This is a genomic window from Dethiosulfatibacter sp., from assembly GCF_983023055.1.
Genome location: NZ_CEZJXU010000318.1, coordinates 1 through 3,091, shown reverse-complemented (window position 1 = coordinate 3,091; position 3,091 = coordinate 1). Strand labels below are relative to the sequence as shown.

Below are 3,091 nucleotides of genomic sequence, written 5' to 3'. Positions count from 1 at the left end.
TTACAAGCTTGGCTTTCGCACTGACACCCTTTTTCTCAAAATACTCAACTGTCTTGTCAAGCATTTCCCTCATGACTTCAGAATCATAAATTTTATCTATTACAGCTTCATATTCCATTTCACTTGGTATTTTGTGATAGTCAAACACGTGGAATACTGTAATGGTACCTTCATACTTTTTGGCTAAATCTTCTGCAATATCCAAGGCTTTTTGACATTCCATAGAACCATCAGTCGGAAATAAAATCTTTTTCATTTTAGTACCACCCTTCAAATATTTTTAATTTAACTCTCTTGTTACTTTTATTATACACCAAGAAGACTCATTAATGAAATCCTATTTATATTCTTCCTTAAGAATCGAATAATACTTGCAATCGACCAGCTTGCCTTTATTGTTCTTAAGTATTTTTCTCAATGTCCCTTCATATTTGAGTCCGCATTTTTCCATAACCTTGCCGGAAGCAATATTGTCAACGTCATGCCTTGCAGTTATCCTTTCAAATCCGATTTTTTCAAAGCCAAGCTTTATTAAAGCATTGAAAGCCTCAGTAGTTATGCCTCTGTTCCAGTATTTTCTCCCTATGCAATATCCAATTTCACAGTTAAGATTTATTTCATCTATATTCATAATACTTATGCTTCCGATTACAGCATCATCTTCTTTTATATATATTGCCCACTGATAGTAATCATTATGAAAATAGCTCTCGGTCCATGTCTTGAGTACATCCTGGGTTACATAATGGTTCTTGTGAGTCGGCCAAGTCATATATTTTGTAACTTCCGGATCTGAAGCCCAGTTTTCAAACATTTCTTTATAGTCTTCCTTCTCGAATCTTCTAAGAATAAGTCTTTCTGTTTCAAGCTTTATAGTTCCCAAGTGATTTAACATGTAAATCCTCCATGTCCAGTAATAAATAATTGAAAATTCCTGATTTTAATGACTTAAGTTTATTTGACAATCTGATGAATACACGAGGTGAAAAAAATTGCAGCCATTTCTGACTGCAACAGTTTTTATGAATAAATTTATCTAACTACCAGGATAGGCACCTTGATATGATGAACAACCTTGTTTGTTACACTTCCAAGGAGGAATCTCTTTCCTGCCGACATACCGTGAGTGCAGACTATACATAAATCATACTCACCACTTTCAGCTTCATCAATAATGTCGGATGCAGGATCTCCCTTTACTAACTTGGAGTTTGCCTTGACACCTTTTCCTTCAAAGTACTCAACAGTCTTGTTAAGCATTTCCCTACTTGCATCCGAATCATAAATCTTATCGATAACAGCTGCATACTCCATTTCATTTGGAACCTTGTGATAGTCAAATACATGGAATACAGTTATTGTACTGTCATATTTTTTAGCTAAATCTTCTGCAATATCCAAGGCTTTCTGGCAATCCATGGAACCATCTACCGGAAATAAAATCTTTTTCATATATACCACCCTTCAAATATTTAATTTAACTCTCTTGTTACTATAATTATACTATATCCAAATATAAATGAAAAGCAATTTACGTTCTTTTTTGAATATATCTATAAATATTTGATTTATTTAGGTACCATTATTTTCTGGTATGGGTATATAAGATTTGGGTTTTCCATGTTGTTGAATTCTGAAAGAATCTGCCATGTTGTATTGTATTTTTCGGCTATTCTCCAAAGAACATCACCGGATACAACATAGTATACCTCATACTCTTCAGGCTGAACCGGCACTACTGGAGGTACAACTTCAACAGGTGGTACATCCCCGCCAAGAGTTATCTTGCCTGCATCCGCCAGTGCATAAACATTAAGAGATTCTACATTCATTGTCCTTCCATCTTCAGACACAGGTATTGTTATTTCACCATCTCTAACCATCTGGAGAATCTCATCTTTCATTTCATGCTCAAGATCAGCACCGATAATCTTCCAGTTGTTGTCTACTGTTGGAGTAAGTACTCCGCCTTTATTTTCATTTGTATATTTAATAATCATGTCCCTGATTCTACCGTCCGGGATATCCGGATATACTGCAACTGACTGATAATACATGTCGTCATTTGTTACAAGTTCAAGGCCAAGCAATGTACCGAATCTATAGTTGTTCACTGCAAGCTTGTATATTCCTTCAGGGTCCAAAGCCACGCCATCGACCATGATATTTTTAATTCTGCTTTCTGCTTCTTGTGATATATCTATATCATAGGTACATCCTGAGAACATATCGTAGTTGTATCCTCTTATATCAGGATTGAAACTTATTGTTACGTCTCCATCCTTGTATGTGTTGTAGTAGGATGCAGACCATTCCATATACTTAACCAGGTTTACACCTGTTATATTTACTCCCATCAAGGTGTTGTCATACTTGTAAATATATGCTACATCCTTCTTCTTGAAGTCTCCTGCCTTCAGATTGGATCCGAAGTTAAAGAGAGCTGCAGATGAAATATCTGCTTCCGTGTAAAACAGCTGTACTTCATTAATCAAGTCTATTACTGATGTATCCATCAACTGAGACGTAGGCATTGTAGTTATTTCATCCATACCTGTTATATAGTCAGGCCAATCTATAAAATCACCAGAAATTTGACCAACTACCACATTTGCATTTTCTACAGATTCTTCATGAACATCTAAGAATGCATCAATAATGTCCTGATCTGCTTCGTAATCATTAGTATCTATGTTTTCACCGGTTATTCCAACTACATCGTAAGCAAAATCAACCATGTCTACAGTTATATCTATTCTTGAAACTCTGTTTCCCCATCTCTTCGGTTCAATTAATAAAACTCCGTTAATGGTTTCATTGATTTCCGAATGGGCATGACCTCCTATAATGGCATCAAATTCAGGGAAGTTTTCTGCAATATAATCGATTCCTACATCACCATATTCTCCGCCCATGCCAAGGTGGTACGCTCCGATTAGAACGTCATATTGACCTTCCAACTCCGCAACAACTTCTGCAGTTGCATCAGCAACTTTTTCAAATATCAAATCTTCGAAATGTTCAGGATTGCTTGCTTCCCATCTTGATATATGAGGTGGAATCATGCCAACTATTGCAACTTTGACACCGT

The 3,091-nt window shown here is 36.0% G+C and carries 4 protein-coding genes; all 4 read right to left on the bottom strand.

The window, feature by feature from the left end:
• Positions 1-256: universal stress protein (locus tag AC3AX0_RS10270; RefSeq protein ID WP_487550200.1), on the bottom strand; the 256-nt coding region annotated here is incomplete at its 3' end.
• A gap of 81 nt (positions 257-337) precedes the next feature.
• Complete coding sequence (locus AC3AX0_RS10265; protein WP_487550199.1) at positions 338-895, bottom strand: GNAT family N-acetyltransferase; 558 nt, start codon at positions 893-895, stop codon at positions 338-340.
• Between the two features lie 137 nt (positions 896-1,032).
• Positions 1,033-1,452 carry a universal stress protein gene (locus AC3AX0_RS10260; RefSeq protein WP_487550198.1) on the bottom strand — a complete coding sequence of 140 codons (420 nt, stop codon included), beginning with the start codon at positions 1,450-1,452 and terminating at the stop codon, positions 1,033-1,035.
• Between the two features lie 116 nt (positions 1,453-1,568).
• A partial coding sequence (locus AC3AX0_RS10255; protein WP_487550197.1) for a LysM peptidoglycan-binding domain-containing protein occupies positions 1,569-3,091 on the bottom strand: 1,523 nt, incomplete at its 5' end.

Coding starts and splice junctions, on each gene's coding strand:
- AC3AX0_RS10265 (WP_487550199.1), bottom strand. CDS start 895: ATGTTAAATCACTTGGGAACTATAAAGCTTGAAACAGAAAGACTTATT.
- AC3AX0_RS10260 (WP_487550198.1), bottom strand. CDS start 1,452: ATGAAAAAGATTTTATTTCCGGTAGATGGTTCCATGGATTGCCAGAAA.